Origin of the sequence: Stenotrophomonas maltophilia, assembly GCF_013464485.1 — a bacterium.
Classification (GTDB): Bacteria; Pseudomonadota; Gammaproteobacteria; order Xanthomonadales; family Xanthomonadaceae; genus Stenotrophomonas; species Stenotrophomonas maltophilia_AW.
Map to the genome: position 1 here is coordinate 61,789 of NZ_RAUX01000012.1, position 22,413 is coordinate 84,201.

At 65.1% G+C, this 22,413-nt stretch carries 20 protein-coding genes and 3 tRNA genes; 19 read left to right on the plus strand and 4 right to left on the minus strand.

What is annotated here, in order from left to right; genetic code table 11:
• The first annotated feature begins 162 nt into the window (after positions 1-162).
• The 8 genes from ppnN (at position 163) to D7Y61_RS05925 (ending at position 8,754) form a co-directional block, all read left to right on the plus strand.
• A complete protein-coding gene (gene ppnN / locus D7Y61_RS05890) occupies positions 163-1,551 on the plus strand; it encodes a nucleotide 5'-monophosphate nucleosidase PpnN (protein ID WP_180865508.1) in 1,389 nt (462 codons plus the stop codon).
• Positions 1,552-1,712: 161 nt separating this feature from the next.
• The gene (locus D7Y61_RS05895) at positions 1,713-2,228 is read left to right on the plus strand and encodes a GspH/FimT family pseudopilin (protein WP_180865509.1); all 516 of its coding nucleotides are present in this window, start codon (positions 1,713-1,715) and stop codon (positions 2,226-2,228) included.
• Complete coding sequence (gene pilV / locus D7Y61_RS05900; protein ID WP_180865510.1) at positions 2,225-2,722, plus strand: type IV pilus modification protein PilV; 498 nt, start codon at positions 2,225-2,227, stop codon at positions 2,720-2,722. The genes D7Y61_RS05895 and pilV overlap by 4 nt, the downstream gene beginning before the upstream one ends.
• Positions 2,723-2,730: 8 nt before the next feature.
• Positions 2,731-3,888 (plus strand): PilW family protein, encoded by a 1,158-nt coding sequence (locus tag D7Y61_RS05905; RefSeq protein WP_180865561.1) that lies wholly within the window; start codon positions 2,731-2,733, stop codon positions 3,886-3,888.
• 5 nt (positions 3,889-3,893) lie between these two features.
• Entirely contained in the window at positions 3,894-4,415 is a 522-nt protein-coding gene (locus tag D7Y61_RS05910) for a pilus assembly PilX family protein (protein ID WP_180865511.1), read from the plus strand.
• A 13-nt stretch (positions 4,416-4,428) separates the two neighbouring features.
• Complete coding sequence (locus D7Y61_RS05915) at positions 4,429-8,199, plus strand: pilus assembly protein (RefSeq protein WP_180865512.1); 3,771 nt, start codon at positions 4,429-4,431, stop codon at positions 8,197-8,199.
• Between the two features lie 23 nt (positions 8,200-8,222).
• A complete protein-coding gene (locus D7Y61_RS05920) occupies positions 8,223-8,630 on the plus strand; it encodes a type IV pilin protein (RefSeq protein ID WP_180865513.1) in 408 nt (135 codons plus the stop codon).
• Between the two features lie 47 nt (positions 8,631-8,677).
• Positions 8,678-8,754, plus strand: a tRNA-Asn gene (locus tag D7Y61_RS05925).
• Between the two features lie 52 nt (positions 8,755-8,806).
• Here D7Y61_RS05925 and D7Y61_RS05930 read toward each other — a convergent pair.
• A complete protein-coding gene (locus D7Y61_RS05930) occupies positions 8,807-9,301 on the minus strand; it encodes a GspH/FimT family protein (protein ID WP_180865562.1) in 495 nt (164 codons plus the stop codon).
• 165 nt (positions 9,302-9,466) lie between these two features.
• Here D7Y61_RS05930 and uvrB point away from each other — a divergent pair, with 165 nt between their 5' ends.
• From uvrB to D7Y61_RS05945, 3 genes are all read left to right on the plus strand, one after another.
• Positions 9,467-11,491 carry an excinuclease ABC subunit UvrB gene (gene uvrB, locus D7Y61_RS05935; protein ID WP_180865514.1) on the plus strand — a complete coding sequence of 675 codons (2,025 nt, stop codon included), beginning with the start codon at positions 9,467-9,469 and terminating at the stop codon, positions 11,489-11,491.
• 106 nt (positions 11,492-11,597) lie between these two features.
• Positions 11,598-11,672 (plus strand) — tRNA-Val (locus tag D7Y61_RS05940).
• Positions 11,673-11,770: 98 nt separating this feature from the next.
• Positions 11,771-11,845, plus strand: a tRNA-Val gene (locus tag D7Y61_RS05945).
• Positions 11,846-11,948: 103 nt separating this feature from the next.
• On the opposite strand, the gene D7Y61_RS05950 is transcribed toward D7Y61_RS05945, so the two are convergent.
• Positions 11,949-12,266, minus strand: a complete 318-nt coding sequence (locus D7Y61_RS05950; RefSeq protein WP_180865515.1) for a hypothetical protein — start codon at positions 12,264-12,266, stop codon at positions 11,949-11,951.
• A 327-nt stretch (positions 12,267-12,593) separates the two neighbouring features.
• Between D7Y61_RS05950 and D7Y61_RS05955 the strand changes: the two genes are divergently transcribed.
• A complete protein-coding gene (locus tag D7Y61_RS05955) occupies positions 12,594-12,734 on the plus strand; it encodes a hypothetical protein (protein ID WP_180865516.1) in 141 nt (46 codons plus the stop codon).
• 52 nt (positions 12,735-12,786) lie between these two features.
• On the opposite strand, the gene D7Y61_RS05960 is transcribed toward D7Y61_RS05955, so the two are convergent.
• Both D7Y61_RS05960 and D7Y61_RS05965 read right to left on the minus strand, forming a co-directional pair.
• The gene (locus tag D7Y61_RS05960) at positions 12,787-13,071 is read right to left on the minus strand and encodes a hypothetical protein (RefSeq protein ID WP_180865517.1); all 285 of its coding nucleotides are present in this window, start codon (positions 13,069-13,071) and stop codon (positions 12,787-12,789) included.
• A gap of 30 nt (positions 13,072-13,101) precedes the next feature.
• Complete coding sequence (locus tag D7Y61_RS05965; protein WP_180865518.1) at positions 13,102-13,869, minus strand: MipA/OmpV family protein; 768 nt, start codon at positions 13,867-13,869, stop codon at positions 13,102-13,104.
• Between the two features lie 146 nt (positions 13,870-14,015).
• On the opposite strand from D7Y61_RS05965, the gene D7Y61_RS05970 reads away from it, so the two are divergent.
• The 7 genes from D7Y61_RS05970 to lpxK are packed head-to-tail and all read left to right on the plus strand — an operon-like array spanning position 14,016 to position 22,356.
• Positions 14,016-14,687, plus strand: coding sequence for a response regulator transcription factor (locus D7Y61_RS05970; protein WP_180865519.1), 672 nt, complete (start codon positions 14,016-14,018; stop codon positions 14,685-14,687).
• A 1-nt stretch (position 14,688) separates the two neighbouring features.
• Positions 14,689-16,041, plus strand: a complete 1,353-nt coding sequence (locus tag D7Y61_RS05975; RefSeq protein ID WP_180865520.1) for a sensor histidine kinase — start codon at positions 14,689-14,691, stop codon at positions 16,039-16,041.
• A 59-nt stretch (positions 16,042-16,100) separates the two neighbouring features.
• The gene (locus tag D7Y61_RS05980) at positions 16,101-18,500 is read left to right on the plus strand and encodes a DNA internalization-related competence protein ComEC/Rec2 (RefSeq protein ID WP_180865521.1); all 2,400 of its coding nucleotides are present in this window, start codon (positions 16,101-16,103) and stop codon (positions 18,498-18,500) included.
• A 3-nt stretch (positions 18,501-18,503) separates the two neighbouring features.
• A complete protein-coding gene (locus tag D7Y61_RS05985) occupies positions 18,504-19,166 on the plus strand; it encodes a MotA/TolQ/ExbB proton channel family protein (protein ID WP_180865522.1) in 663 nt (220 codons plus the stop codon).
• Between the two features lie 3 nt (positions 19,167-19,169).
• A complete protein-coding gene (locus D7Y61_RS05990; protein WP_032128903.1) occupies positions 19,170-19,592 on the plus strand; it encodes an ExbD/TolR family protein in 423 nt (140 codons plus the stop codon).
• A complete protein-coding gene (msbA, locus tag D7Y61_RS05995) occupies positions 19,589-21,337 on the plus strand; it encodes a lipid A export permease/ATP-binding protein MsbA (RefSeq protein ID WP_180865523.1) in 1,749 nt (582 codons plus the stop codon). The genes D7Y61_RS05990 and msbA overlap by 4 nt, the downstream gene beginning before the upstream one ends.
• Entirely contained in the window at positions 21,337-22,356 is a 1,020-nt protein-coding gene (gene lpxK, locus D7Y61_RS06000; protein ID WP_180865524.1) for a tetraacyldisaccharide 4'-kinase, read from the plus strand. The genes msbA and lpxK overlap by 1 nt, the downstream gene beginning before the upstream one ends.
• Positions 22,357-22,413 lie beyond the last annotated feature (57 nt).

Here is a 22,413-nt window from a genome sequence, read left to right on the forward strand (position 1 = left end):
CGGCGTAGCATCCAGAAATGTGCGCGGTGCCAACGCCGCCGATGCGGTCCCGGAAAGGCGAACGCGGGAAGCACACATCCAACGGTCGGGCTTCCCGGCCGTTTTGCTTTTTAAGGGGGCGGCAGTACAGTCGGAAACCTTGAAGGAAGCGAAAAATTGGACATGACCACGAACGAAAAATCAGCCCGTGCACTGCCGGTGCAGGACGCGCGGATCTACCCGCGCGGTGGGCTGGATGTGCTGTCGCGGGCCGAAGTGGCCCGCCTGCGCGATGCGTCTGCCGGCGGCATGCACGAACTGCTGCGCCGCTGCGCGCTGGCCGTGCTGACCAGCGGCAGTGCTTCTGACGATCCGCGCGCGGCGCGCGATCTGTATCCCGATTTCGACATCCAGGTGGCGCAGCAGGATCGCGGCGTGCGCATCGACCTGGTCAATGCACCGGCGATGGCTTTCGTCGACGGTGAGATCATCCGCGGCGTCGCCGAACTGTTGTTCGCGGTGGTGCGTGATCTGGCCTACATGGCCATCGAGATGGGCCCGGCCTACGCGGCCGAGCTGGAGTCGTCCGAGGGCATCACCAACGCGGTGTTCGGCCTGCTGCGCAACGCGCGCATCCTCAACCCGGGCGACCCGAACCTGGTCGTCTGCTGGGGTGGCCACTCGATTTCGCGTGACGAATACCTGTACACCAAGCAGGTGGGCTACGAGCTGGGCCTGCGCGGCCTGGACATCTGCACCGGCTGCGGCCCGGGCGCGATGAAGGGCCCGATGAAGGGCGCCACCATTGCCCATGCCAAGCAACGCAGGACGGTCACCCGTTACATCGGCCTGACCGAGCCGGGCATCATCGCGGCCGAGTCGCCGAATCCGATCGTCAACCACCTGGTGATCATGCCGGACATCGAGAAGCGCTTGGAGGCCTTCGTCCGCATCGGCCACGGCATCATCGTGTTCGCCGGTGGCGTCGGCACCGCCGAGGAGATTCTGTACCTGCTCGGCATCCTGCTGCGTGAGGAGAACAGGGACCTGCCGTTCCCGCTGATCCTGACCGGCCCGACCGTGGCCGCGCCGTACTTCGAGCAGATCGACCGCTTCATCCGCCTGACCCTGGGTGACGCAGCCGCCGAGCGCTACGAGATCATCATCGGCGACCCGGTGGCAGTGGCGAAGAAGATGGCCAACGGCATCAAGCGCGTGCGTGAGCATCGCCTGGCGCAGAAGGACTCGTTCTTCTTCAACTGGTCGATCGAGATTCCGTGGGAGTACCAGCAGCCGTTCGTGCCGACCCACGAGGCGATGGCTGCGCTGGACCTGCACCACGGGCGTGCACCGCACGCGCTGGCGGCCGATCTGCGCCGGGCATTCTCGGGCATCGTGGCCGGCAACGTGAAGGAAGATGGCATGCGCCGCATCGAGGAGTTCGGGCCGTTCCAGATCCATGGCGACCCGGACATGATGCAGGCCCTGGACGCGCTGCTGCGCGCCTTCGTCGAGCAGCGCCGGATGAAGATCTCCGGTGAATACCAGCCCTGCTACCAGGTGCTGGCCTGAGCCTGCGCCGGCGCGATGGGGATCGCGCCGGTAGAGGCGGGGGAGGGCGGGTCGTCAAGGCCTTGACGCTCGTCGCCCCGGAATGACCGTTCATCCTGCCGCCGCTTGCCGGTGGCAGGGCGATGGCCCATCGTGGCCATCAACACGCTGGGGAGCGTCCAATGTCTTTGCGCCGGGAAAGAGGCTTTACATTGATCGAGTTGATGGTCACGTTGACCGTCTTCGTGATCCTGGCGTCGATCGCGTATCCCAGCTTCCGCAGCATGATGCGTTCGAACCGGGTGGCTACCGCCAGTAACGAGCTGATGGCCCTGGCCAATCTGGCGCGAAGCGAAGGTATCCGCAACAACCGTGGTGGTGGCGTTTGCGGAAGCGCTGACGGCACCGCCTGCGATGGCAGCTGGACCAAGGGTGTCCTGGCTTGGTCGGATCTTGATGGCGATGGCCAGTTGGGTGGCAGCGACACCGTTCTTCGGTTTTCGCAGGGCAACCCGCAGCTGAGCGTGGTGGGACCTGCGGGGGAGGTCATAGTCTTCGATGGTCGCGGTCGCCGCAAGGCCGCGGCCGACCAGACGCTGGTGCTGTCACCGGATGCCTGCAAAACCGGCGAAGGCAGAAGAACGCTGATCGTCAACCAGTCCGGCCAGGTCCGGGTGACCAAGGGGACCTGCACATGAGCCGTCGCAATCTCGCCCGCCCCCGTTCTTCGCAGGGCGGTTTCAGTCTGATCGAAGTGATGGTCGCGCTACTGATCCTGGCGTTCGGCCTGCTCGGCTTTGCGTTGCTCCAGACCACCAACGTCCGCTTCGTGCAGAGCGCGAACTACCGTACGCAGGCTACCAACCTGGCCAACGATCTGATTGAACTGATGCGTGCGCAGCGCACCGATACTCTGGCCGGTGGCGCCTATTCGGGTGCTTCGTTCACGGCTGGGTCGGTCACCGCCCGCGGCGCCTGTGCCTGGCCGACCGGTGCAGCGGTGACGCCGAAAACCAATGTTGCCCGTTGGCAGTGCGAGGTCGTCAAGACTCTCGGCGAGAAGGCCAGTGCGCAGGTCACGTTTACACAGAGTACCGGTCAGGTCAGTGTTGCGATCACCTGGGGAGACCAGCGGTGGGATCCCGAGAATCCCGACAGCCTCACTACCTTTGGCCTGACCACCTTCCTGTGAATGCTCCCATGAGTCCCTCCCTGCGCGCCCGCGGTCTGTCGCTGATTGAACTGATGATCGCCATGGTCATCGGTTTGGTGCTGATGCTGGGTATTACCCAGATATTCATTGCATCGCGCGCTGCTTCACGACTTTCCGAAGGTGCCGCGCGGACCCAGGAAAACGCGCGCTTTGCCTTGGATTTCCTGCAGCGTGATCTACGCATGGCAGGGCATTTTGGTTGCGTGAACGACCAGGCGCATCTGATCAAGAACACCGGTGACGTGCGTTACAACCTGGGCATCGCCTCCGGTAGCGGTGATCCGCTGGACTTTTCTGTGCCGATCCAAGGCTATGAGGCGGCTGGGACTGCGCCGACTGATACTCTGACGCTTGGGCGAACGTGGAGCGCGGCAGCCTCGGTGCCGAAGAGCATCACGGACCTGGCGCCAAAGCCGCTGCCTGGCAGTGACATCCTGGTGCTGCGCCTGCTCAGCGCCGAGGGGGCTGTTGTGACCGGGGCAAGCGTGGATGGCTCGGCAACCACGCTGAGCGTATCCCGCGAGGGGATGGCACGCCTGAAGGCCAATGCCGCAGGCACCCCGACCGTGTTCGCATTGGCCGATTGCACGCGTGCCGACGTGTTCACCGGCTCGGCGACCGAGTCCACCGTGAAGGTCGACAAGGTGGACCTGACCAGCTACTCCGTGAACAACGCGATGACCATGCTGTACCGGGCCGATGGACTGGTGTACTACATCGCAGCCAACGCCAACAACGAACCGGCGCTCTACAGAGCGCGCTCGAATGGCGCAGGCGGCTATGCCGCTGGCGAGGAGCTGGTGGAAGGCATCGAGAGCATGCAGCTGCTGTACGGCCTGGACGCGACGACGGATATCGCCTTGGCGACACCGCCGACCGGGCGTATTGTCGATCAGCGTGTGGCCAGCAATGTCAGTACGGCAACGGATGCAACGGCAACCGCGGCATGGCGTCGCGTTGGCATGGTGCAGGTGGGCCTGCTGGCCAGGAGTCCGCAACGTGCTTCCGCTGAGGCGCCGGGTACGGCCGACACTTATCTGGGTGTGCTCGGGGTGACCATTGCTCCGGGCAGCCCCTATGACCAGCGCCACCGTGGCGCCTATGAAGTCTCCGTTGCGCTCCGCAACCGCCTGTTCGGGAACTGACGACCATGCGTGCATCCACTCGATCCCTGCGACGTTCCCTCTCGCGTCCTGCCCGCCAGCGCGGTGCCGTGCTGTATGTCGCGTTGATCCTGCTGATCCTGCTGGCCCTGCTCGGGGTGATTGGCATGCAGGTCGCCGGCATGCAGGAGCGCATGGCATCGGGCTACCGGGCAGGCAGCCTTGCTTTCCAGAATGCAGAAGGCGCGGCCCGCGGCGCCGAGAACGCTGTGGAGAAGATCGCCAACCGGCAATCAGTGGGCGACAACCCGATTGTGAGTTCCGCCGATATCGATCAGCGCTGTGATGACGGCTTCGATCCATCCGATTGGGTCGCCAAGACCAAGCTGGGTAGCAAGCCGGCGGTAAAAGTGCGGCAGATCCAGGGGTGCATCCAGGGGGAGGGGGCGCTGGACATGGGCAAGCCGCTGGAAACGGCTACGCCGGTCTACCAGATCACGACGTATGCCAGCGACACAACCTCCGACGCGACCTCGCGATCGGCGGTCGATACCGTATTCAAGCTGTGAGGGTGGGGAGCCCATGAACACGCGAAATCGTAGAATCCTGGCGGGCGTTGGCTTCGCCGTCCTCGCCGCCGGTGGCTATCTGGTGCATACGCTGATGGCCGCCCAGGCGCAGGGTGTTCTTGCGCAGGAGCCGATGAACGTACAGGTGCAGACGCCGCCAGCGTTCATCATGGCGGTGGATGATTCCAATTCGATGATGTTCGAGCGCATGTTCCCGGGTGGCGATGGCCGCATGATCTGGAACAGCTCGACCGGGAGCTTCTTCAGTGCAGCCGGGCGGTTCAGCGACATCGGCTCGAGTTGCTATGACCGGAACAACAATGCGTACGCGGATTGCTACCTTTACCTCTATCCGCACAGCGACTTCAACAGCAACTACGGTGCGGGCCAGGCCATCCCGCCGCTGGACATCTTCGGGTTTGCCCGTTCGCACACCTACAATGCGAGCTACTTCAACCCAGCGGTCACGTACCGTCCCTGGATCCGGGCGGACGGCACACGCTGGGACGACGCCAAGCTGACCGCCGCACTTGTGGATCCTCGTGCTGGCTTCGCTGGCAACAGGATTTCGTATGACGTGACGAACGTACGTTCGCGCTCAGGTGAAGCGTTCCAGTTCGTCAATGGCATGCGCATTCCGGATCTGAAGGATACCGACAACCGTTATTACCGTAACGGCAGCTGGCAGACAGCCGCGCGTAGCATTACGTCATCAGTGAAGTATGGTGTGGAGTACTACCCTGCGACGTTCTATCTACCGGAGAATGCTCCGGCGCCCTATGGTTACAAGAGTGATGACAACAGCCGCCCGGTGATCGCCGGTGCCTGCGGGCCCAACTGCAATCTGCGCCGTTACCAGATCAAGAGCGGCAACTACGACATCGACGGGGCCTATGGACTGGCGATCCAGAACTTCGCCAACTGGTTCCAGTATCACCGCAATCGCACGCTGGCCATCGTGGGCGCGTCGGTGGAGGCCCTGTACGGTGTCGACAACATGCGCGTGGGCTACTTCACGATCAACGACCTGAAGAACGTGAAGATGCACGATCTGGTGACCAACCGCGCCGATCTGTATACGCAGATCTATGGGTTGAATCCGATCAGCGGCACGCCCAACCGTCGTGCCGTGGAGTACCTGGCCGAACAATTCCGTCGCACCGACGATGGTGCGCCGGTGATCCGGGCCTGCCAGCGTAATGGTGGCATGCTGTTCACCGACGGCTACACCAATTCGGGCAACACGCCCAACGGTTCCTTCAACAACGCCGACGCGGTCAACTCGACCCATCTTCCGTCCATTCCGTTTGCGGACGGCTACAGCAACACGATGGCCGACATCACCGCCGCCTACTATGCGGGCAGCAAGACGCCGTTGCGCGAGGACACGGGCTTCGCCAAGGGGCAGGTTCCGGTGGATGAGAAGTGCGCAACGCTGGACAAGAGTTCCGTGGAATGGAAACGGCTCGATTGCCAGACGGATCTGCACATGAATTTTTATGGCGTCACGCTCGGGGCGCAGGGGCGCATCTATGGCGTCAATGCCGCTGCAACAGCCGATCCGTTCAAGAATCCACCGAGCTGGAACAGCAATCCGGATCCGTCGAAGGTTGACGATGGCACGGTCGTCGACGAAATCTGGCACGCCGCGCTGAACAGCCGTGGCGAGTTCATCAATGCACAGACACCCAATGATGTGACGGTTGCCATGCGTCGCGTCCTGGAGTCGATCACCAGCGGCAAGTCTCCCTCGGGAACGCTGGGTATGACCGGCGCCCGAATCGGCGTGGGCTCCTTGTCGGTGACGCCCAGCTATGACATCCGCAACAGCGCAACGGACTGGTCGAGCACGCTCAAGGCGGCGACGGTCAAGATCAACAGCGACCAGGTTGCGGTGTTCAGTGAGGCCTGGGAGGCGTCGGCCAAGCTGTCGTCGACGGGGCGTCGTATCGTTGCCAACAAGGCGGGTACGGTGGTTGACTTCGGCGAGACCAATATCAGCCTGACCGACCTGTGCAGCAAGCCGGATGGCAAGTACCCAACGATGCTGGTGTGCTCGGATGTCAAGTTGAAGTCGATCGAGGCCGACCTCGGCTCCGCCATCCGTTACCTGAAAGCTGACGCAACGACCGAGAAGCGCAACGGTGGCAAGTACCGTGACCGCACGACACCGCTGGGTGACATCGTCACCTCCGCTCCTGTAGTGAGTTCGCCTGTAGACGACTATGGCTACCGCCAGCTCGGAGGTGACTACGCGGTCAGCTACGCCAAGTACCTTGAGACCAAGGCCAAGGGGCGTCGCTACATGGTCTATGTCGGTGCGAATGACGGCATGCTGCATGCCTTCGACGGTGGCATGGGTGCATCCGGCGAGATGGACAGCTCCGGTGGTCGCGAGAGCTTTGCCTACATCCCGGCAACTGCATTGGGCCATATGGCGAACCTGCTGTTCCCCTACAAGGCAGACAGCAAGGACCAGACGTTCCGGCATCGTTACTACGTCGACGGGCCGATCACAGTCTCGGACATGTTGAATGGAAGCACCTGGCAGACAGGTCTGGTGGGTACGGCCGGTGCCGGTGGTCGCTCCGTGTTTGCCCTGGACGTCAGTACGCCGGATAGCTTCGGTACCGGCCAGGTGATGTGGGAAATCAATGACATCAACCCGTCGCTGGCCGAGAACGTGCGCAACAACATCGGCTTCGTCCTGGGCAAGCCGGTAATCGTGCCGGTGAAGGAGGGCAACGGCATCGCGTGGAAGGCCATCTTTGGCAATGGCTACAACAGCCTCAATCGCAAGGCGGTTCTGTTTGTGGTGGACATGGCCAGTGGCAGCGTGCGCATGATCCAGGCTGCCGAGGGCAGCTCGGCTAGTGCCATCAGTGGCGACAATGGTCTCGGCAGTGTGGTAGTGGTGGATCGTTGGCGGGGCGACAAGCAGGATCTCCGGGGGCGTGATGGCCTGGCCGATACCGTGTACGCGGCCGACCAGCGTGGCGCCATATGGAAGTTCGACCTGACGGACGGCACCAACGCGGCGTTGTCGGTACCGGTGTTCACCAGCAAGGTGGCCCAGGACACCGATGGTCGCAGTTTCCGCCAGCCGATAACCGGGGGCATGACGGCTGCGACAGGACCGTCTGGTGGTGTGATGCTGTACTTCGGTACCGGAAGCTTCTCGTTCTACTCGGACAAGGACGACAAGAGCCAGCAGGCGCTGTATGCGTTGAACGATACTTCCGGCAAGCGTGCGGTGACGACGCTGACGGCCGGCAACCTGGTGCAGTACACGGCTGATACCCCGGCGACCGGCGCGGAGGAGCGCAGGATCGTAGCAGGCAATGCACCCGCCGGTGCCCGCGGCTGGATGATCAATCTGCCCACTGGCAATGGTGAGCGTTTCGTCGGAAACCCGCTGCTGGTGAGTGGCATCATGTTCATGCCGACTTATGTTCCCAATCTGGAAAGCGTGGGTTGCTCGACAAGCGGCTCGAACTGGTTGTTCGGACTGTCGTCGCTGACGGGTGCAGCGGCGCTGGAGAACGTGCGGAAGGGCTCGCCCAAGGGCAGTAAGCCCGCGCAGGGGACGGCTGGTATTGCGCTGAAGAGCGAAGGCACCGCGCCGATCCGTGACGTGTCGTTGTCGGTGATACCGCGATTGGGAAGTGGCAAGGAAGGTCCGCCTGGCGGCAGTTCGTGCTGGATGGTCGTAGGTGCCGCTGGCAGCCAGTCGCTGTATCTTCCGTATCCCTGTGGTCGCCAATCCTGGCGCCAGCTCCAATGACTACGGTTCGAGGAACTCCTTCCATGTTGAGCATGTCCTCGCCTCGTCGGGCAGGTGGTTTCACACTGATTGAGCTGATGGTGGTGGTGATCGTCATCGGTATCCTGGCCGCGATCGTCATCCCGTCCTACCAGCAGTACGTGCGTCGCTCGCACCGCGCAGCGGTGAAGGCTGATCTGGTTGAGTATGCGCAGCGAGCCGAGCGTTATCATTCGAGCAACAACTCTTACTCGGGCTTTACATTGCCCAGCAAGGTATCGCCACGCGAGGGCGGTACCGCGCGCTACAACCTGGCATTCAAGGGAGACGGCACGACCTTCACCATCACCGCCAGCCCGCAGGGCACCCAGGTCAAGGACAGCTGCGGCAAATTGAGCCTTGACCAGGCCAACCGCAAGACAGCAGAGGGGACGCTGTCCGATTGCTGGTAAATCAGGTGTTGATCTTCCTGTGAACGACCAGTACAATGCGCCTCCTCGCCCGAATAGCTCAGCCGGTTAGAGCACTTGACTGTTAATCAGGGGGTCGTTGGTTCGAGTCCAACTTCGGGCGCCAGATACTGCAGAAGCCGCGAGAAATCGCGGCTTTTGTTTTTTCCGGGAGTCTGTCAGCAGGGCAATGTGCGGTCCACGCGTTCGCTGCGGGCACGGCCGCCATTGTTGACGACCAGCCTGCCATGCAGCCGGCTTCCCGCGCAGATGCGCAGGGTCATGTTGGCGCCGGGGCTGCGTCCGTCAGGCTGGAAGAACAGCATTGGCCGTCCACTGCTGGCCTGGGCAATGATCGCGATGTCGGTACGGCCCAGATGGTGGGCCAGGATGGCGTCCGGAGATCCTGGCGTGCCACGTTTCCCGCCACTGCGATAGATGATCCATCCGGCGCTCCAGTCGAGGGAGCAGTGCTCACCGTCATCGCTGGCGCACAGTCCGATCAGTTCGCGGCGTTTCAGGGCTTCACTGCGCGCGCTGGAGAAACTGGCGTGCAGAGTCAACTGCAGCGCATCCGCACGGTGCCGCAACAGCGACGAATGCAGGGCGGGCCAGCCTGCTGCCAGCATCACGGCAAGTACCGCGACCACCACCAGAAGTTCGACCAGATGCATGCCTCGCGGCGGGGCGGGGGTGGGGAAGCGGCGCATGCGTCCAGCCTCCCCTGTCCAGCGCCGGCGGGGCCATCAGGCACCACCGCGCCCGACTGCCCGGAAACCCCTCAGCCGGCCGTCACCCCTTGCCCCGTATACTGATCCTTCCCGGGAACTGGCAACACCATGAGCGACCGTTTCGAACTCGTCTCGCCGTATTCGCCGGCCGGCGACCAGCCTGATGCCATCGCGAAGCTGACCAGCAACTTCGAAGCGGGCATCGCCAAGCAGACCTTGCTGGGCGTCACTGGCTCGGGCAAGACCTATACCATCGCCAACGTCATCCAGAACGTGCAGAAGCCGACGCTGATCATGGCGCCGAACAAGACGCTGGCGGCGCAGCTGTACGGCGAGTTCAAGGCATTCTTTCCGCACAACGCGGTCGAGTATTTCGTCAGCTATTACGACTACTACCAGCCGGAAGCCTACGTGCCGTCGTCGGATACCTTCATCGAGAAGGACAGTTCGATCAACGAGCACATCGAGCAGATGCGCCTGGCCGCGACCAAGACCCTGCTGTCGCGCCCGGATGCGATCGTGGTGGCGACGGTGTCGGCGATCTACGGCCTGGGTGCACCGGAAGACTACCTGTCGTTGCGCCTGATCCTGTCCAAGGGCGAGCGCATCGACCAGCGCGACCTGATCAACCACCTCACCCAGCTGCAGTACACGCGCAACGAGTACGAGCTGCAGCGCGGTACGTTCCGCGTGCGTGGTGAAGTGATCGACGTGTTCCCGGCCGAGTCGGACAGCGAAGCCCTGCGCCTGGAGCTGTTCGATGGCGAGGTCGAGAAGATCACCTTGTTCGATCCGCTCACCGGCGAGACGCTGCGCAACATGCAGCGCTTCACGGTGTATCCGAAGACCCACTACGCCACCACGCGCGAGCGCGTGCTGGCGGCGATCGAGACGATCAAGGTCGAGTTGAAGGAGCGCCTGGAGCAGCTGTATGCGCAGAACAAGCTGGTCGAGGCGCAGCGCCTGGCGCAGCGCACCCAGTTCGATCTGGAAATGATGGCGGAGGTCGGTTACTGCAACGGCATCGAGAATTACTCCCGGCATCTGACCGGCAAGAATGCCGGCGAGCCGCCGCCGACCCTGTTCGACTACCTGCCGGCAGATGCGCTGCTGGTGATCGACGAATCGCACGTGACCATTCCGCAGATCGGCGCCATGTTCAAGGGCGACCGCTCGCGCAAGGAGACCCTGGTCGAGTTCGGTTTCCGCCTGCCCTCGGCGCTGGACAACCGTCCACTGCGCTTCGAGGAGTGGGAAGAGCGCTGCCCGCGCAGCATCTATGTGTCCGCCACGCCGGGTCCGTATGAGTACCGCGAGGCCGGCGACGAGATCACCGAGCTGGTGGTGCGCCCGACCGGCTTGATCGATCCCGTGGTGGAGATCCGTCCGGTGGGCACCCAGGTCGATGACCTGATGAGCGAGGCCAATGCGCGCATCAAGGCCGGTGACCGTGTACTGGTCACCACGCTGACCAAGCGCATGGCCGAGAACCTCACCGAATACCTGACCGAACACGGCATCCGGGTCCGCTACCTGCATTCGGATGTGGACACGGTCGAGCGTGTGGAGATCATCCGCGATCTGCGCCTGGGCAAGTTCGACGTGCTGGTGGGCATCAACCTGTTGCGCGAAGGCCTGGACATGCCCGAAGTGTCGCTGGTGGCGATCCTCGATGCCGACAAGGAGGGCTTCCTGCGCTCCACCGGTTCGCTGATCCAGACCATCGGCCGTGCCGCCCGCAATGTACGTGGCAAGGCGATCCTGTATGCGGACAAGATCACCCGTTCGATGCAGGCGGCGATCGATGAGACCGATCGCCGTCGCGCCAAGCAGGTCGAGTACAACGAGCAGCACGGCATCGTGCCGCGCTCGGTCGCGCGCCCGATCGTCGACGTGCTTGAAGGAGCGCGTTCGGACGCCGCCGAGAAGGAGGCCAGGAAGGGCAAGGGCAAGGGCCGGGCGGGAGTGGCCGAAGAGGGTGCCGACTACCGTTCACTCAGCCCGACGCAGTTGGCGGCCCGGCTCAAGGCGCTGGAACAGCAGATGTACCAGCACGCCAAGGACCTGGAATTCGAGGACGCCGCACGCGTGCGCGACCAGATCCGGCAGCTGAAGGAGGCCAGTCTGGGCTGAACGCGGCGGCGCAGCATCATCTTCACAAAAGTGTTGCGCTTCACGGCCTGCATCCGTAATATACGCGGCCTGCACCGACGCAATCGCGGAAATGCAGCAGCAAAACGGGCGGTTAGCTCAGCGGTAGAGCACTACCTTGACATGGTAGGGGTCACAGGTTCGAACCCTGTACCGCCCACCACGAAGTCTTCGGAAGGAGGCTGTCGTGGACTGCAAAGCCCGGCCCTGGCGCCGGGTTTTTACGTAGCAAGGCCAGCTTTCATGCGGCAGGAACAAGATGGGCGGTTAGCTCAGCGGTAGAGCACTACCTTGACATGGTAGGGGTCACAGGTTCGAACCCTGTACCGCCCACCACCTGGCTCCCGGCATCGCCGGTGCAGCGGTGGATCACGATGGAAGCCGGCCTTGGGCCGGCTTTTTTCGTTCTGGCTGGCCGCCGTCGGAGCAGCCTTGGCGCTCATTCATTGATGCTGATCATGCGCTGCAGTCGCCAGTGCCCGTCCACGCGTTCCCAGACCTGCGCGAAACGCGCCGGGCCGGCATGCCGCTGTGGGGCGTCGGCCTGCAGGGGCTGGTTGCCTACGCGCAGCACGCGGCCCTGGCGCAGCCGATAGAGCTGCAAGGGGGCGGCGGCTGCATGCCGATCCTGCACCGGCGGTGTTCCTGCACTCCCCGCGTCGGCCTGCAGGATCTGGCTGCGCAGGGAAGGGTCCCCGGCGTCGGCATCGCGGCCGAACAGGCCAGCGCACAACAGCAGCAGGGCAAGCATCGGCATGGCACGGTGCTCCGGAGAAGGGAGTCCAGCGTGGCACTGCCCCCTGCGGCGTGAAACCGGTATGCGACGAAAGCCGGTAAAGCGTGCGCCAATGCGCCCCGGGAAGGATGAATCTGGGGTCGGAAAGGTCCGCGCCGTCGTTGCAGGCGCTCTGGCGTTGTGGCCAGCGCGGGTTGGCCGCGTCCGGCTGTCGCGCGCGAGCGATGCTTTGGCGATGGTGTCGCGGGGGCGTCAATCAGATGTTCCCAGCCCGCTCGTCAGCGCATCGCATGTACTACAGTGGTGCCTGCGCAGGCATCCTCCATCCACTGCCAGGATCTTTCACCGATGAGCGACCACGTGCCGGTTTCCAAGCCCAATCCGTTCTTTGAACTGCTGTTCGGCGGCAACATGCTGGAAGGCACCTTCAAGGCGGTGATCTGGGTGGCCCTGCTGGCGGCGGTGCTGGCTTGGACCACATTCCGCTGAGCCATTGCGCCGCCCCGCAGCCTCTGTTGCATGCGGCGTTGCTGGCCTGCGCTCAGGAGCTGAAGGCCTGGCGCAGGCTGAGCAGGGTGGCCTGGCGATGTTCCTTTGCGGTCGCTTCGCCCATCTCGAGTTCCTGCAGGCGCAAGCCGACCAGGGTCATCGACAGCGCATAGCCGCGCGCCGCATCGGACGCACGCGAAAGACCGAGCGCGCGGCGCGTCAGCGCGTTCACGTGTTCCAGGTCGGGCAGCAGCCCCAGGTAGGCGCGTTCGGCGCTGTCCAGGTCAGGGGCACGCAGGATCGCGTGCGCTTCAGCAGCAGGGGAGACGGAGGCCATGGGGGGTCCTTGTCCGTTGCGGGCGCTCGATCAGAATGAGCGCATCAGGGAAATGAAGGCTGACGTCTGTGTGCCGCGTCGTGCCATCGGGCTGTCCTTCACTGCATCGCCGAACCATTGGTTGGCGACGATGCCGGTCGCGCGCCACTTCGTGCCCAGCGGCGTGCTGACCGCGATCTGCAGGCTCGGTGACGTCGCGCTGCCCGGGTTGTAGGCGGCAAGTCCCGAGCGCAGTGCTTCTTCGTCGGTGATGCCGTAGTAGTAATCGAGCAGGCGCGCGCTGGAGTGCACCACGCCCACCTTGGGGACCCAGGTGAAGCGACCGGCCTGGATCGGATAGCTGTAGTGCAGTCGTGATTCGAAACCGCCGCCGTGGCCGGTGATCTCACGCATCACGCCCGCTTCGACGATACCCCAGTCAGCGCTGTACTCGCCGTTGATGCCGGCCATGGCCGACATCTGCCGGCTGTGCAGGCGACGCAGCTGCGGATCGTTCACATCGTCGGTCTTGAAGCGCAGCGTGTAGGGCGTGAGCGCCGCCGAAAGGCGCAGGCCCTGACCCTTGTACAGGTACATGCCCAGTGAGCTCGGGCTTGCGAAGAAGCGCTCGCCCTGCCAGGCAATGGACGGAACGACCAGTGGTTTGACGTCGTAGTGGGCATAAGCGCCCGAGGTTGCGCCGGCACTGATGCCGGCCTGCACGCCCGGGCTCCGGTCGCCGGCATGGGTGATCAATGGCAGGCCGATGGCAGCGGAGAACAGCAGTGGGCGCAGCAGGGTCGGGGACAGCGACGGCATCGATCAACCACATTGCGGGGGGATGGCCAAGCATGGTGCGGGTGCAACATTGTCAGAACATTGCGCCGCGGCAATCGGCACGCCAGGACGCCAAAGTCCGGCGCCAGGCACTATGATCGGCACCGTTTCCGGTAGCCGAGCCTCTGATGCGCATCCTTCTGGTCGAAGACGATCCTGATCTGTCCCGAGCCCTGCAATCGGGACTGGAGCGGCAGGGCGTGGTGGCCGATGTAGTCGGCAGCCTGGCCGAGGCGGCCATTGCGCTGCGCGAACCCGTGCACCAGCTGATGCTGCTCGACCGCCAGCTGCCCGATGGCGATGGCGTGGGTTTCGTCGCCACCGCGCGGGCCCTGCGTCCCAACCTGGCGGTGATCATGCTGACCGCCAAGGGCACATTGTCGGACAAGGTCGAGGGGCTGGATGTCGGTGCCGACGACTACCTGGTCAAGCCCGTGGCAATCGAGGAGCTGATGGCACGCATCCGCGCCGTGTCCCGGCGGCCTTCGGCCATGGTGACGCCCAGCCTGCACCTGGGCCGGTTGGAATTCGACTTTGAATCGCTGCAGGCGCAGGTGGAGGGGCAGCTGCTGGCGCTGCCGCGGCGCCAGGTACTGGTATTGCAGGCGCTGGCGATGCGGCAGGGGCGCACGGTCACCCGCAGCGCGCTGGAAGCGGCGGTGTACGGCTTTGACGATGAGATCCAGTCCAACGCGCTTGACGCGCATATTTCCAAGCTGCGCAAGGCACTGCAGCAGGCCGGGGCGGGTGTCGAGATCCATGTGATCCGGGGCGTTGGCTATCTGCTGGCGGAGGCCTGAAATGGAACGTCCAACACGTCCCATCCGTTCCATCACCCTGGGCCTGGCCTGGCGGCTGTTCCTGGCGCAGGCCTTCACCGTACTGTTCGCGGTAGTCGCGTTGATCCTGACCTGGGGCGACAAGGACACCTGGGGCATGGACATGTTCATGGCCGAAGCGGTAGCCAAGGCGGTGCACAGCGAGGGCGGCCGGCTGGTGCTGGACCAGGCGCGCTGGGACAAGCTCGATGCGAGTGCCGGTGGCAATCTCTGGTTCGCAGCAGTCGACGACAAGGGTGTCTGGCTGGAACGTGGCGCGATTCCGGCGATCCACGCACCGCTGCTGGCGCGGTTGCCGACGCTGGGGGCCACCGAACTGGGATCGCTGGTCCCGCCGTACCTGGATGTGGCGCGGGTGATGATCCGCAACGAGGATGGCCGCCGCATCACGGTGATGGTCGGTGGTGCTCCAAAGGGCGGGCTGCTCGATGGTGCGCTGATGGTGCTGCGCCTGATCGGCCTGTGGTTCTTCCTGCCGTTGATCGTGGTCACGCTGCTGGTGATGCCGACCGTGATCCATCGCGCAATGCGCGGCGTGCGCCGCTCTGCGCAGCAGGCCAAGGAGCTGGACATCGGGCAGCCGGGTGCGCGGCTGGATGCACGACTGGTATCCACCGAGGTTGCGCCGCTGGTGGAAGCCTTCAATGATGCGATCGACAAAGTGCAGCAGGGTTATGCCGCACGCGACAAATTCCTTGCCGATGCCGCGCACGAACTGCGCGTACCGATCGCGGTGGTGCAGGCGCGCCTGTCGCAGCTGCCGCAGGGTGAGTTGAAGTCGCAGCTGCTGACCGACGTCGCGCGCCTTGGCAACGTGGCCGAACACCTGCTTGATCTGCAGCGGCTCGACCGCAATGTTGGTGCGCTGCAGCGGCTGGACCTTGCACTGCTGGTGCGCGAAGCGGCCGCCGACCTGGCGCCGCTGGTGGTCGGTGCGGGCTATGGCTTCGAAGTGGACGCACCGGACGCGCCGGTGTGGATCCATGGCGACAGCCTGGCACTGGGACGGGTGATCGCCAACCTTGTACACAACGCCATCGTCCACGGTGGCGGACGCGGCACCATCTGCGTCCGCCTGGACACGCGCGGCCTGCTGGAGGTCAGCGATCAGGGTGCCGGCATTCCGGTGGGTGATCGTGAGGCGATCTTCGAGCCCTTCCATCGCTTGCGCGCAGCCGGCAGCGGCAGCGGTCTGGGACTGCATCTGGTGAAGGAAATCGTGCAGCACCACGGCGGTTCGGTCAGTGTCGGCGAGGCGGCGGGCGGTGGTGCCAGCTTCCGGGTCAACTTCCACCGCGGTACCGTCCGGCGCTGACAGCCCCGCGGGGGAAAGACCGATAGGCAGCCCGCCACGTCCGGCGGCAGGCTGGGAGAATGGTTTCCCAACGTTCTGCCCCGGCCCTGTTTGACTTTGGCTGTGCCGCCGGCCTGGTGCTGGGCGCACTGACCTGCGTGCAGATGCCGATGTTGCTGTCCCTCTGGCTGTGCGTGCCGATGGCGGTCGCCGGTGCCAGCGGCTGGCTGCTGCGCTGGCGCGGCCGTGCGTGGGCCGCGACCCTGCTCGGGCTGGCATGGGCATCGCTGCACGGGCATTGGGTCCTGTACGGCCAGCTTGCTCCCAGCGCGCCGCCACAGGATGTGCAGGTGCGGGGACAGGTAGCTGATCTTCCGCAGCGTGGACCCGGCTACACGCGTTTTGTGTTGCATGTCGAAGAGGCCGATGCGCTGCCAGTGCTGCGTGGCAAGCGCCTGCAGGTCACCTGGAACGATCCATGGCGTGGCCCGTCGCAGCATGGCTCCGATGGTGGACGCCATGCGCTTCGCGCCGGGGCGCACTGGGAACTGTCGTTGCGTGTGCGCGCTCCGCGTTCACGGATCAATCCCGGCGGTTTCGATGGCGAGCGCCACGCCGTGCTGCGCGGCATCTCCGGCAATGGCACGGTACGGGATCCGGCAACCGCGCGCGAACGGCTGCCTGCGAAGGGCCTGCAGGCGTGGCGGGAGCGCAGCAGTTCCGCGATCGCCGTACAGGTTGCGCATCCTGCGGCGCGGTTCGTGCAGGCGCTGGCGCTGGGAGATACCCGTGGCTTGTCCGATGCCGACTGGGAACATCTACGCGCGTTGGGCCTGACCCATCTGGTCGCCATTTCCGGGTTCCACGTGGGAGTGGTGGCGGGCTTCGGCGTGCTGTTGTGTCGTGCGTTGTGGTGGTTGTGCCCGCTGCTGGGACGGTACTGGCCGCGACCGCAGGCGGCGGCATGGGGCGCGGCGCTGGCTGCCGCCGCCTATGCCATGGTGGCCGGCGGCGCGCTGCCGACGGTACGCGCGGCGCTGATGATTGGACTGGTCGCGCTGGCCCGTGCGGGGCGTCGCCCGGTGGGGGCGGGGCAGGGGCTGGCATTGGCCGCGATGGTGATGCTGCTGCCTGCACCGCTGTCAGTGCTGTCGGCCGGCTTCTGGCTCAGCTTTGGTGGCGTGCTGTGGTTGCTGTGGTGCCTGCCCAGGACGGGGTCGGAGGGCGTCGGCGGTGGGCTGCGCGGCTTCTTCGCTGCACAGGGCGTAGCCAGCATTGGCTTGCTGCCCCTGTGCGTGGCCCTGTTCGGAGGCACCGCGCGCTTGGGGCCGCTGGTCAACCTGCCGATCATTCCGTGGTGGACGCTGCTGGTGGTGCCGTTGTCGCTGCTGGGTACCGGCCTGCACGTGCTGTACGACGGTGCCGGATGCTGGGCATGGCGTGCCGCTGCCTGGCTGTTCGAGCTGAGCTGGCAGGCCCTGCAGCCTCTTGCGTTGCACCCGCAGGCGATGTGGTGGTTGGCCGACGCACCTCGCTGGGCGTTGCCCGCCGCACTGGCGGGGGTGTTCTGGTGGCTGCTGCCGCGTGGCGCTGGCGGCGGCCTGGCGGGCCTGCTGCTGTGCCTGCCACTGCTGTGGCCGGCCCGGCATGTACCTGCCGAAGGAGAGCTGGAGCTGCTGGTGCACGATGTGGGCCAGGGCACGGCGGTACTGGTGCGCACGGCCCGGCACGCCCTCTGGTACGACGTTGGGCCCCCGACCGGTGGTGAGGGCAATGAACGGATCCTGGTCCCCGCCCTGCGTGCACTCGGCCAGAGCCCTCCGCAGCAGGCGATGCTCAGCCATGACCATCTGGACCACATCGGCAGCCTGCCCAGCCTGCGTCGGCAGCTGGCGGGGCTGCGACTGCTGGCGCCACCCGGCAGCGACATTGCCGGAGCCGCGCCGTGCCAGCAGGGCATGCGCTGGCAGTGGGATGGGGTCGATTTCCAGGTTCTGCACCCCTCGCCGGGTAGCAGACAGGCCGAAAACGAGGACAGCTGCGTGCTGCGCATTGCCAGCCGCCACGGTGTGGTACTGCTGCCCGGCGACATTGGCCACCCGGCCGAGCGGGCGCTGCTGGAGGCGTCGCCGCACGCGCTGAAGGCGGATGTGGTGCTGGTGCCGCATCATGGCAGTGGTGGCAGCTCCAGTGCGCCGTGGGTGGCGGCGGTGGCGCCGCAGCTGGCGGTGGTCTCGGCCGGGCACCGCAACCGTTTCGGCCATCCCCGCCAGGACGTGGTCCAGCGCTGGCAGGCGCAAGGGGCCGAGGTACTGGCCACGGCCGATTCCGGTGCGATCCGCATATGGCTTGGCGCACAAGGGCTGCAGCTGCGTGAACAGCGCATCCACGCATCCCGGTGGTGGGATGCCGCTGGGCGGGCGCGGTCGGCTGCTATCCTATCGCCGATCGAACAAGCGGCCGTTGGGCCGGAGGGTTGAAACGTGTGGGAACTGGTCAAGGCCGGTGGCTGGCCGATGGTGCCGCTGCTGCTGTTGGGTGTACTGGCTTTGGCGATCATCCTGGAACGTTTCTGGTCCCTGCGGCGAACGGAAGTGCTGCCGCCCGGCCTCGGCCAGGAAGTGCGCAACTGGGCTGCCCGCGGCAAGCTTGATCCGGCCCACCTGCAGACCCTGCGCGCCAACTCGCCGCTGGGCGCCCTGCTGGCGGCCGCGCTGGAAGCGCGCAACCGTCCGCGCGACCAGATCCGCGAGCGCATTGAAGACACCGGCCGCCATCTGGTGCACCGCATGGAGCGCTTCCTCAATGCGCTGGGCACCATCGCCTCGGCCGGCCCGCTGCTGGGCCTGCTGGGCACGGTCATTGGGATGATCCAGATGTTCCTGGGCATCCTCGACCACGGCGTGGGTGATGTGAACCAGCTGGCCGGCGGTATCGGCAAGGCGCTGGTGTGCACCGCCACCGGCATGATCGTGGCCATTCCGGCGCTGATGTTCCACCGCTACTTCAAGTGCCGCATCCACGGTTACGTGGTGGAGATGGAACAGGAAGCCAGCGCCCTGCTGGATACGCTGGATGGCCGTCCCGGGGTGATGAACCCGGCCGCTGCCACGCGCCCGGCCGGCGCGGCGACGGCGAAGGCCTGATCGATGCGTATCGGCAACGACCGATCCCAGGATGAGCCGCATATCGACCTGGTGCCGCTGATCGACGTCATTCTGGTGCTGATCATCTTCTTCGTGGTCACCACCACCTTCGACGCGCGCTCGACACTGCAGGTGGAACTGCCTACGGCCAGCCAGCAGCCCAGCAATGAGCCGCCGCGCTCGTTGAGCGTGCTGATCAACGCCGAAGGCCGCTACTTCATCAATGACCAGGAAGTGCTGCGCAGCGACGTCGAATCGGTCAAGCAGACCATCGCGGCCGTTGCCGGCAGCGACCGCACCCAGCCGGTGCTGTTGCGTGCCGATGCCCGCACCCCCTATCAGGCCGTGGTGACCGCGCAGGACGCGCTGGGTCAGCTCGGCTTCCGCCGTATTGCCATTGCAACAGCACCCGAGGTGCGTCCATGAGTTCCAATCACGCGCCGGTGTGGCCGATCTACAAACGCCTGCTGGGATATACCCGGGCCTACTGGGGCCTGATGGTCGCTGCCATCATCGCGATGGCGGTGGAATCGGTGGCCGGCTATCACTTCACCAAGCTGATGGAGCCGCTGGTCAACCGGGGCTTTGTCAATCCCGAACCGAAAATGGCGGTGATCCTGCCGTTGACCATCCTTGGCCTGTTCCTGATGCGCAGCGCTGCAACCTGGGTCAGCGACTACGCGCTGGCCAAGACCGGCCGCAGCGTGGTGCGCGACCTGCGTGAACAGGTGCTGGCCAAGTACCTGCACCTGCCGTCCTCGCATTTCGATACCGAGTCGACGCCGGTGATGGTCAGCCGCCTGAACTTCGATACCGAGCAGGTCACCCAGGCCAGCGCCGATGCGCTCAAGACCGTGGTTGCCGACACCCTGACCATCATCGCCATGCTGGCGGTGATGCTGCAGATGAGTGTCAAGGTGACCGTGGCCATGCTGGTGGTGGTGCCGATGATCGGCGTGATCGTGTCCTACGTCGGCAAGCGCTACCGGCGCATCAGCCGCGGCATCCAGGACGGCATGGGCACGATGGCGCAGACTGCGGAGCAGTCGCTGGCGGCCCAGCAGGAAGTGAAGGTGCACGGCACCCAGCAGCATGAGATGTCGCGCTATTCACGCCTGGCCAACCGCATGCTGGCGCTGAACATGAAGGTGGAAATCACCCGTGCAGGTGCATCCAGCGTGGTCCAGTTCCTGGCCGCGCTGGCGCTGGCGGTGATCGTGTGGGTATCGACCCGTGAAGCCCTGGCCGGCCGCCTCAATGCCGGCCAGTTCATGGGCCTGATGATCTCGATGACCGCGATCATCCCGTCGCTGCGGCGCCTGACCAGCGTGCAGTCGTCCATTTCGCGCGGTGTTTCCGCGGCCGAACGCCTGTTCGACATCCTCGACATGCCGGTCGAGCGTGATGACGGCCGGAACCAGGTGCAGCGCGTGCGCGGCGAACTGGCGTTCGACCACGTCATGCTGCGCTACCGCGAGGACAGCGGTATCGCCCTGGACGACATCAGCTTCGTTGCCAGGCCGGGTACGGTCACCGCCATTGTCGGTCGCTCCGGCAGCGGCAAGACCAGCCTGATCCGGCTGGTGCCGCGCTTCTACGAACCCAGTGGCGGGCGCATCACCCTTGATGGTGTGGCACTCGACGACTATCCGCTGGCCGATCTTCGCCGCCAGGTGGCAATGGTCGGGCAGAAGGTCATGCTGTTCGACGACACCATCGGCGCCAATATCGCCTATGGCATGGACGCGACCGATGAACAGATCCGTGCGGCGGCCGAAGCCGCGAACGCCTGGGAGTTCATCGAGCGGATGCCGCAGCAGCTGCAGACCCCGGTGGGCGAGAACGGTGCGCTGCTGTCCGGCGGCCAGCGCCAGCGCCTGGCAATCGCCCGTGCGATCCTGCGTGACGCCCCGATCCTGATTCTCGATGAAGCCACCGCCGCACTCGACAACGAATCCGAGCGTCTGGTGCAGGATGCACTGCAGCGGCTGATGCCCGAACGCACCACGCTGGTCATCGCGCATCGCCTGTCGACCATCGAGCATGCCGACCAGGTGCTGGTGATGGATCACGGCCGCATCGTCGAGCGCGGTACCCACAAGGAACTGCTGACCATGGGCGGCCTGTACCAGCATCTGCACAGCATGCAGTTCCGCGAAAGGCAGGACTGATGGCTGGCAAGGGTACCCAGACCCCGCCGTACTGGTACGACGGCAGCCCGGTTCCGTGGGCGATGCGCCTGCTGGCGCCGCTGTACGCGGGTGTCACCGCGCTGCGCCGTCGCGCCTATCGGCGTGGCTGGCGCAAGCGCTACACGCTGCCGGTGCCGGTCATCGTGGTTGGCAACATCACCGCCGGTGGTACTGGCAAGACGCCGCTGACCATCGCGTTGGTGGAGCGCCTGCGTGCCGCCGGCTGGAAGCCGGGCGTGGCCAGCCGTGGCTACGGCCGCGAAGATGCCGACAAACCACTGTGGGTAAAGGCCGATACGCCGACCGCCAAGGGTGGTGACGAGCCGGTGCTGATTGCCTGGAAGACCGGCGTGCCGGTGCGCGTGGACAGTGATCGCGTTGCTGCCGGCAAGGCACTGATCGAGGCCGGCTGCGATGTGATCGTCTGCGACGACGGCCTGCAGCACTACCGGCTGGCGCGCGACATCGAGATCGAAGTGGTCGATGCGCAGCGCCGCTACGGCAATGGCCGGATGATTCCGGCCGGACCGCTGCGCGAGCCGGTCAGCCGCGCCAGCGAGTGCGATTTCCGCGTCGTGAATCTCGGCCAGGCCGATGAGGAATCTGCGGCACAGGCCTGTGGTTTCGGCCAGTGGCCGATGGCCCTGCACATCGACAGCGCACAACCGCTGGCCGGAGGCCGTGCCCGTTCGCTGGCGTACTTCAAGGGCCAGCGCGTGCACGCCGTGGCGGGCATCGCCCACCCGCAGCGTTTCTTCGACATGCTGCGCGCGCGTGGCATCGGCGTGGTACCGCACGCCTTCGCTGATCATCAGGCCTATCAGCCGCAGGACCTGTCCTTCGGCAGCCAGCTGCCGGTGCTGATGACCGAAAAGGACGCGGTGAAGTGCCGTGCGTTCGGCAATGACTGGCACTACGCGGTCCCGCTGCGCGCCGAGCTGCCTGCCGCATTCTGGGTGGCGCTGACCGACCGCCTGGACAAGCTGCGACCGAACTGAGTGGCGCGGCGGCGCTTGCATTCATGCGCCGCCGGCCGCATTCCCGTTGTAACAAGC

Bases quoted from the DNA above. Each gene is read 5' to 3' on its own strand.
- ppnN (WP_180865508.1), top strand. From the start codon at position 163: ATGACCACGAACGAAAAATCAGCCCGTGCACTGCCGGTGCAGGACGCG.
- D7Y61_RS05895 (WP_180865509.1), top strand. From the start codon at position 1,713: ATGTCTTTGCGCCGGGAAAGAGGCTTTACATTGATCGAGTTGATGGTC.
- pilV (WP_180865510.1), top strand. From the start codon at position 2,225: ATGAGCCGTCGCAATCTCGCCCGCCCCCGTTCTTCGCAGGGCGGTTTC.
- D7Y61_RS05905 (WP_180865561.1), top strand. From the start codon at position 2,731: ATGAGTCCCTCCCTGCGCGCCCGCGGTCTGTCGCTGATTGAACTGATG.
- D7Y61_RS05910 (WP_180865511.1), top strand. From the start codon at position 3,894: ATGCGTGCATCCACTCGATCCCTGCGACGTTCCCTCTCGCGTCCTGCC.
- D7Y61_RS05915 (WP_180865512.1), top strand. From the start codon at position 4,429: ATGAACACGCGAAATCGTAGAATCCTGGCGGGCGTTGGCTTCGCCGTC.
- D7Y61_RS05920 (WP_180865513.1), top strand. From the start codon at position 8,223: ATGTTGAGCATGTCCTCGCCTCGTCGGGCAGGTGGTTTCACACTGATT.
- D7Y61_RS05930 (WP_180865562.1), bottom strand. From the start codon at position 9,301: ATGCATCTGGTCGAACTTCTGGTGGTGGTCGCGGTACTTGCCGTGATG.
- uvrB (WP_180865514.1), top strand. From the start codon at position 9,467: ATGAGCGACCGTTTCGAACTCGTCTCGCCGTATTCGCCGGCCGGCGAC.
- D7Y61_RS05950 (WP_180865515.1), bottom strand. From the start codon at position 12,266: ATGCCGATGCTTGCCCTGCTGCTGTTGTGCGCTGGCCTGTTCGGCCGC.
- D7Y61_RS05955 (WP_180865516.1), top strand. From the start codon at position 12,594: ATGAGCGACCACGTGCCGGTTTCCAAGCCCAATCCGTTCTTTGAACTG.
- D7Y61_RS05960 (WP_180865517.1), bottom strand. From the start codon at position 13,071: ATGGCCTCCGTCTCCCCTGCTGCTGAAGCGCACGCGATCCTGCGTGCC.
- D7Y61_RS05965 (WP_180865518.1), bottom strand. From the start codon at position 13,869: ATGCCGTCGCTGTCCCCGACCCTGCTGCGCCCACTGCTGTTCTCCGCT.
- D7Y61_RS05970 (WP_180865519.1), top strand. From the start codon at position 14,016: ATGCGCATCCTTCTGGTCGAAGACGATCCTGATCTGTCCCGAGCCCTG.
- D7Y61_RS05975 (WP_180865520.1), top strand. From the start codon at position 14,689: ATGGAACGTCCAACACGTCCCATCCGTTCCATCACCCTGGGCCTGGCC.
- D7Y61_RS05980 (WP_180865521.1), top strand. From the start codon at position 16,101: ATGGTTTCCCAACGTTCTGCCCCGGCCCTGTTTGACTTTGGCTGTGCC.
- D7Y61_RS05990 (WP_032128903.1), top strand. From the start codon at position 19,170: ATGCGTATCGGCAACGACCGATCCCAGGATGAGCCGCATATCGACCTG.
- msbA (WP_180865523.1), top strand. From the start codon at position 19,589: ATGAGTTCCAATCACGCGCCGGTGTGGCCGATCTACAAACGCCTGCTG.
- lpxK (WP_180865524.1), top strand. From the start codon at position 21,337: ATGGCTGGCAAGGGTACCCAGACCCCGCCGTACTGGTACGACGGCAGC.